This is a genomic window from Pseudomonas sp. PS02303 (genome assembly GCF_029959925.1).
Taxonomy (GTDB): domain Bacteria; phylum Pseudomonadota; class Gammaproteobacteria; order Pseudomonadales; family Pseudomonadaceae; genus Aquipseudomonas; species Aquipseudomonas mandelii.
In genome coordinates, this window is sequence record NZ_JASCOM010000332.1 from 1 (window position 1) to 5,646 (window position 5,646).

The window sequence follows — 5,646 nt, forward strand, 5'->3', positions numbered from 1 at the left end:
GAGCTTGCTCCCGCTGGGCTGCACAGCAGCCCTAAAAATCTTGGGAACGCTTCGCGCCCCAGCGGGAGCAAGCTCCCTCGCCACAGTAATCTCCCATCACAGGGAGTTAAGCGGAGTGCCGCACCATGTCCACATGAGAAATCCCGGCTTCCAGGAATTCCTCACTGACCTGTCTGAAGCCCAGGCGCTCATAGAACGCCGTGGCCTGGACCTGTGCGCTCAGCATCTGCTGCTTCAGATCGCGCTTCTCGGCTTCACCGATCACCGCTTGCATCAGCGCATCGCCGACTTTCAAACCGCGCCAGTCTTTCAGCACCGAGACCCGGCCAATGTGCCCGTCGGGCAGCAGGCGGGCGGTGCCAATCGGAAAGTCGCCTTCGAAGGCCAGGAAATGCACCGCCGTTGCGTCATCCGCATCCCATTCCAACTCTGGCGGAACGGATTGCTCGGCAATGAACACCGTCTCACGAATGCGCCGGATCTCGGCGTTGTCCTTTTGCCAGTCTGCGACACGAACGTGAATTTTATTCATCGGCAAACCCCAGGCTTCCTTGCTTGATCAGTTCGCACAGCAAGCCGCGGCTGTCTTCGTCGGTCAGCCACTCGCCCAGATTGTCGGCGTGCAGGGAGTCGGCAGCGCAGATCATTTTCAGCAGCTCACGCAGCTTGCCTGGCAGATAACGGCTCTGGCCGCTGGCGAACAGCAGCAGGTCGTCATCGACTTCGGACCAGGCCAGGCGTGCGCTCGGGTTGCGGATCAGTATTGCGCCTTGCTCCAGGCTGGCAAGCAGGTCGTCTTCTTCGATCTCTTCCGGGCCTACCACGAGTTCCGGGTAGCGCGGCTCGGTCATGTACTGGCCAAACCAGGTCAGCAGCAGGCGCTCGTCGCTCATGTGCTCGGCCAGCAAGGCTTTCAGGCGATCAAGGGCGTCGTGCTGAATCTGGTGCGGATCGACCGCCGGCAGGGCGTCGGCATCGGTGTAGCGCTCTTCGTCGGTCAGGAACTGGCTGAGGAAGTCAGTGAAGTGAGTCAGTACTTCAGAAGCGCTCGGGGCGCGGAAGCCGACCGAATAGGTCATGCAGTCATCAATCGCAACACCGCAGTGGGCCAGGCGCGGCGGCAGGTAGAGCATGTCGCCAGGTTCCAGGACCCACTCATCGGTGGCTTCGAAATCAGCGAGGATGCGCAGGTCTGCGTGTTGCAGCAACTTGCTCTCGGAATCGCACATCTGGCCGATTTTCCAGTTGCGCTTACCGTGACCCTGCAGCAGGAATACATCGTAGTTATCGAAGTGCGGGCCGACGCTGCCACCCGGGGCGGCGAAGCTGATCATCACGTCGTCGACGCGCCAGCTCGGCAGGAAGCGGAAGTTTTCCAGCAGCTCAGAAACTTCCGGGACGAACTGGTCAACCGCTTGAACCAGCAGGGTCCAGTCACGTTCCGGCAGTTTGCTGAATTCGTCTTCGGCGAACGGACCGCGACGCAATTCCCAGGGGCGCTCGCCGTTTTCGATTACCAGGCGCGATTCAACTTCTTCTTCCAGCGCCAGGCCAGCCAGTTCGTCGGCGTCAATCGGGCTTTCGAATTCAGGAATCGCCTGACGGATCAGCAGGGGTTTTTTCTGCCAGTAGTCGCGCAGGAATTCGCGCGCCGTGATGCCGCCCAGAAGTTGAAGAGGAATGTCAGGATTCATGTGTAACCTATTGAAAAAATGCACTTTTCAGACGGGAATAAAAACGCCCGGCGCTGCCGGGCGTCTCAAACGGGTAAAACGGTCGATCAGATGCGTTTGGCTTGTGCCACGGCGTTACCGATGTAGTTCGCCGGGGTGAGCAATTTCAGCTCGGCCTTGGCAGCGGCTGGCATGTCCAAGCCGTCGATGAAAGTTTGCAGTGCTTCAGGGCTGATGCCCTTGCCACGCGTCAACTCTTTCAGCTTTTCATACGGGTTTTCGATGTTGTAGCGACGCATCACGGTCTGGATCGGCTCGGCCAGCACTTCCCAGCACGCGTCCAGGTCAGCTGCGATCTTCTGAGCGTTAAGCTCCAGTTTGCTGATGCCCTTGAGGCTGGCTTCGTACGCGATCACGCTGTGGGCGAAGCCGACACCGAGGTTGCGCAGCACGGTGGAGTCGGTCAGGTCACGCTGCCAGCGGGAGATCGGCAGCTTGCTCGCCAAATGCTGGAACAGCGCGTTGGCGATACCCAGGTTGCCTTCGGAGTTTTCGAAGTCGATCGGGTTGACCTTGTGCGGCATGGTCGACGAACCGATTTCGCCAGCGATGGTGCGCTGCTTGAAATAACCCAGGGAAATGTAGCCCCAGATGTCGCGGTCGAAGTCGATCAGGATGGTGTTGAAGCGGGCGATCGCGTCGAACAGCTCGGCGATGTAGTCGTGCGGTTCGATCTGCGTGGTGTACGGGTTGAAGCCCAGGCCCAGCTCGTCTTCGATGAAGGCGCGGGCGTTCTCTTCCCAGTCGATCTCAGGGTAGGCCGACAGGTGAGCGTTGTAGTTGCCGACAGCGCCGTTGATCTTGCCCAGCAGCGGAACGGCAGCGACTTGAGCGATCTGACGCTCCAGACGGTAAACCACGTTCGCCAGCTCTTTGCCCAGGGTGGTCGGCGAGGCCGGTTGACCGTGGGTGCGCGACAGCATTGGCACGTCAGCGAAACGGATGGCCAGTTCGCGGATGGCTTGAGCGGTCTGGCGCATCAGCGGCAGCATCACGTCATCACGACCTTCGCGCAGCATCAGGGCGTGGGACAGGTTGTTGATGTCCTCGCTGGTGCAGGCAAAGTGGATGAACTCGCTGACCTTGGCCAGTTCCGGCAGCTTGGCCGCCTGCTCCTTGAGCAGGTATTCGATGGCTTTGACGTCGTGGTTGGTGGTGCGCTCGATCTCTTTGACACGCTCGGCGTGCTCCAGCGCGAAGTTCTCCGCCAGGGTGTTCAGCACCGCGTTGGCTTCGGCGGAAAACGCCGGCACTTCGCTGATGCCTGGGTGAGCGGCCAGGCGCTGGAGCCAGCGCACTTCAACCAGAACGCGAGCACGGATCAGGCCGTACTCGCTGAAAATTGGGCGCAGGGCCTGGGTTTTGCCGGCGTAGCGGCCGTCAACAGGGGAAACCGCAGTGAGCGAAGAAAGCTGCATGGGGTGTTCTCGGACAGTCGGGCAACGAAATGGGGCGCGTATCATACATGAAAAAATCCGCCGGTCCGTTGCCAACTGACCGGCGTATTACGCGTTACAGATCTAAAGCGGTGTTGCGGGCGCGGTTCAGCTGCTGCGCATCAGCGGGTAAAGCTCTTTGAGCAACTTGCGACGGCTGATGACCAGCTGCCAGCGATGGCCGCCCAACTGCCGCCACAGGCGCGCAGAACGAATCCCGGCCAGCAACAGGGCGCGGATTTTCGAGGCGTTGCTCGGTTGCTGCAGGTTGCGCATGTCGCCGTGGACCTGAATCCGTTGGCGCAAGGTGCTCAGGGTGTCCTGGTACAGCGCACCGCAGGCCGCAATCACGTTTTCGTGGGCTGGGCCGAAGTGCTCGACCTGGGACTGAATCTGCGGCAAACGCTTGCCAATCACATCGAGCAAGTCGTCGCGCTTGGCCAGCTGACGCTCCAGGCCCAGCATGGCCAGGGCGTAACGCAGCGGTTCGCGCTGCAGGGTGCTCGGGTCGCGTTCCAGGGCGCCGATCAATGCGCGATAGCCTTCGCGCAGATTGAGGTCGTCGCCGCCGTACACTTCCAGGGTGTCCTTGGGGTCGCGGATCAGCAGGCTGCCGAGCATGCAGGTCAGGCCGGCTTCGGTGGTCTGGCCGGTCTTGGCAATCTTGTCGACGAGGACGGCGGCGAGAAACACGCCGCCCAGCGCCGTCAGTTGCTCCTGAGTGGGGTTCATGCCTTGCTGCTCCATGGCTCTGCGACTTCAATCACGCCGCCGCCGAGGCAGATTTCACCGTCGTAGAACACCACGGACTGGCCCGGGGTGACCGCGCGCTGTGGGTCATCGAAGGTGGCGCGATAGCCGGTGGCGGTTTTTTCCAGCGTGCAGGGCTGATCGCTTTGGCGATAACGAACCTTGGCGGTCAACTTGCGCGGCTCGGTCAGATCGATCGGGTTGACCCAATAGATGTCCGAGGCGAGCAGGGCGCGGGAGAACAGGTAAGGATGGTCATTGCCCTGGCCGACGATCAGCTCGTTGTGTTCCAGGTCCTTGATCAGCACGTACCATGGCTCGTCGCCGGCGTCTTTCAAGCCGCCGATGCCCAGGCCCTGACGCTGGCCGATGGTGTGATACATCAAGCCGTGGTGACGGCCGATGACTTCACCTTCGGTGGTCTTGATCTCGCCCGGTTGGGCCGGCAGGTATTGCTTGAGGAAGTCGCTGAAGCGGCGTTCGCCGATAAAGCAGATCCCTGTGGAATCCTTTTTCTTCGCGGTGGCGAGTTCGTGTTTCTCGGCAATCGCGCGCACTTCGGGCTTTTCCAGTTCACCGACCGGGAACAGCGTCTTGGCGATCTGTTCGCCGCCGACGGCGTGCAGGAAATAACTCTGGTCCTTGTTCGGGTCCAGGCCCTTGAGCAGTTCAGTGCGGCCATCGATGTCGCGGCGGCGCACGTAGTGGCCGGTAGCGATCAGGTCGGCGCCGAGCACCATGGCGTAGTCGAGGAACGCCTTGAACTTGATCTCGCGGTTGCACAGGATGTCCGGGTTCGGCGTGCGACCGGCCTTGTACTCGGCCAGGAAGTGCTCGAACACGTTGTCCCAGTACTCGGCGGCGAAATTGGCGGTGTGCAGCTTGATGCCAATCTTGTCGCACACGGCCTGGGCATCCGCCAGGTCGTCCATGGCGGTGCAGTATTCCGTTCCATCGTCTTCTTCCCAGTTCTTCATGAACAGGCCTTCCACCTCATAACCCTGCTCGATCAGCAGGAGAGCGGAAACGGAAGAGTCCACGCCGCCGGACATGCCGACAATGACGCGCTTCTTTTGTGTGTCAGAAGGGGCTGGATCACGCATAGGGATTCAATGAGTGTCTTGAAAAAGGACGCGATTCTAACAGGCCGAAGCCCGCAAGGCTAAAGAGAAGGGCGGATCAGTTCGAGACTGTAGTGCTGGCCGTCCAGATAATCATCGATACAGCGGATGATCAGCTCACTGCGCCAGTTTGCGCGCTGTGCCAGCAATTCGTCACGCGTCAGCCATTTTGCGCCGACGATGCCGTCATCCAGTTGATAGTCGGGGTAATGTTTGAGCGGCTTTGCGGTGAAACAGACCCGCTGGTAGGTCACGCCGTTGCTGGGGGCGGTGTAGAGGTAAATGCCCACCACGCCGGTCGGTTCGACGTCCCAGCCGGTTTCTTCCAGGGTTTCGCGCACGGCGGCTTCGATCAGGGTTTCGTCCGGGTCCAGATGGCCGGCGGGCTGGTTGAGCACCGCTTGTCCGTGCTTGAGTTCTTCGACCATCAGAAAGCGACCATTGTCTTCGACGATGGTGGCGACGGTGATGTGGGGTAGCCAATCCATGAAGCTTCCTCGGTTTCTAATATTGGAATAAAGAACAGTGTGGGAGCGAGCCTGCTCGCGATGACGGTGGGTCAGTCGACATCAATGTTGAATGATATATCGCTATCGCGAGCAGGCT

At 60.4% G+C, this 5,646-nt stretch carries 6 protein-coding genes; all 6 read right to left on the bottom strand.

Annotation, left to right across the window (positions count from 1 at the left end; translation table 11 throughout):
- Positions 1–106: 106 nt before the first annotated feature.
- The 6 genes from QMX98_RS31825 to QMX98_RS31850 all read right to left on the bottom strand — a co-directional run bounded on the left by QMX98_RS31825 (position 107) and on the right by QMX98_RS31850 (position 5,528).
- Positions 107–532, bottom strand: a complete 426-nt coding sequence (locus tag QMX98_RS31825) for a GNAT family N-acetyltransferase (protein WP_010458881.1) — start codon at positions 530–532, stop codon at positions 107–109.
- The gene (locus tag QMX98_RS31830; protein ID WP_010458883.1) at positions 525–1,694 is read right to left on the bottom strand and encodes a cupin domain-containing protein; all 1,170 of its coding nucleotides are present in this window, start codon (positions 1,692–1,694) and stop codon (positions 525–527) included. Before QMX98_RS31830 ends, QMX98_RS31825 begins: the two co-directional genes overlap by 8 nt.
- Positions 1,695–1,780: 86 nt before the next feature.
- Positions 1,781–3,151 carry an adenylosuccinate lyase gene (gene purB, locus QMX98_RS31835; protein ID WP_010458886.1) on the bottom strand — a complete coding sequence of 457 codons (1,371 nt, stop codon included), beginning with the start codon at positions 3,149–3,151 and terminating at the stop codon, positions 1,781–1,783.
- Positions 3,152–3,277: 126 nt separating this feature from the next.
- Positions 3,278–3,901 (bottom strand): high frequency lysogenization protein HflD, encoded by a 624-nt coding sequence (gene hflD, locus QMX98_RS31840; protein ID WP_010458887.1) that lies wholly within the window; start codon positions 3,899–3,901, stop codon positions 3,278–3,280.
- On the bottom strand, positions 3,898–5,022 hold the full coding sequence (gene mnmA, locus QMX98_RS31845; protein WP_010458889.1) for a tRNA 2-thiouridine(34) synthase MnmA: 1,125 nt from the start codon (positions 5,020–5,022) through the stop codon (positions 3,898–3,900). The genes hflD and mnmA overlap by 4 nt, the downstream gene beginning before the upstream one ends.
- Positions 5,023–5,081: 59 nt before the next feature.
- Positions 5,082–5,528, bottom strand: a complete 447-nt coding sequence (locus tag QMX98_RS31850) for an NUDIX hydrolase (RefSeq protein ID WP_083377164.1) — start codon at positions 5,526–5,528, stop codon at positions 5,082–5,084.
- Between the last annotated feature and the right edge of the window lie 118 nt (positions 5,529–5,646).

What these genes read in the sequence shown, in the direction of transcription:
- hflD (WP_010458887.1), bottom strand. Translation starts at nt 3,901, where the DNA reads ATGAACCCCACTCAGGAGCAACTGACGGCGCTGGGCGGCGTGTTTCTC.
- purB (WP_010458886.1), bottom strand. Translation starts at nt 3,151, where the DNA reads ATGCAGCTTTCTTCGCTCACTGCGGTTTCCCCTGTTGACGGCCGCTAC.
- mnmA (WP_010458889.1), bottom strand. Translation starts at nt 5,022, where the DNA reads ATGCGTGATCCAGCCCCTTCTGACACACAAAAGAAGCGCGTCATTGTC.
- QMX98_RS31850 (WP_083377164.1), bottom strand. Translation starts at nt 5,528, where the DNA reads ATGGATTGGCTACCCCACATCACCGTCGCCACCATCGTCGAAGACAAT.
- QMX98_RS31825 (WP_010458881.1), bottom strand. Translation starts at nt 532, where the DNA reads ATGAATAAAATTCACGTTCGTGTCGCAGACTGGCAAAAGGACAACGCC.
- QMX98_RS31830 (WP_010458883.1), bottom strand. Translation starts at nt 1,694, where the DNA reads ATGAATCCTGACATTCCTCTTCAACTTCTGGGCGGCATCACGGCGCGC.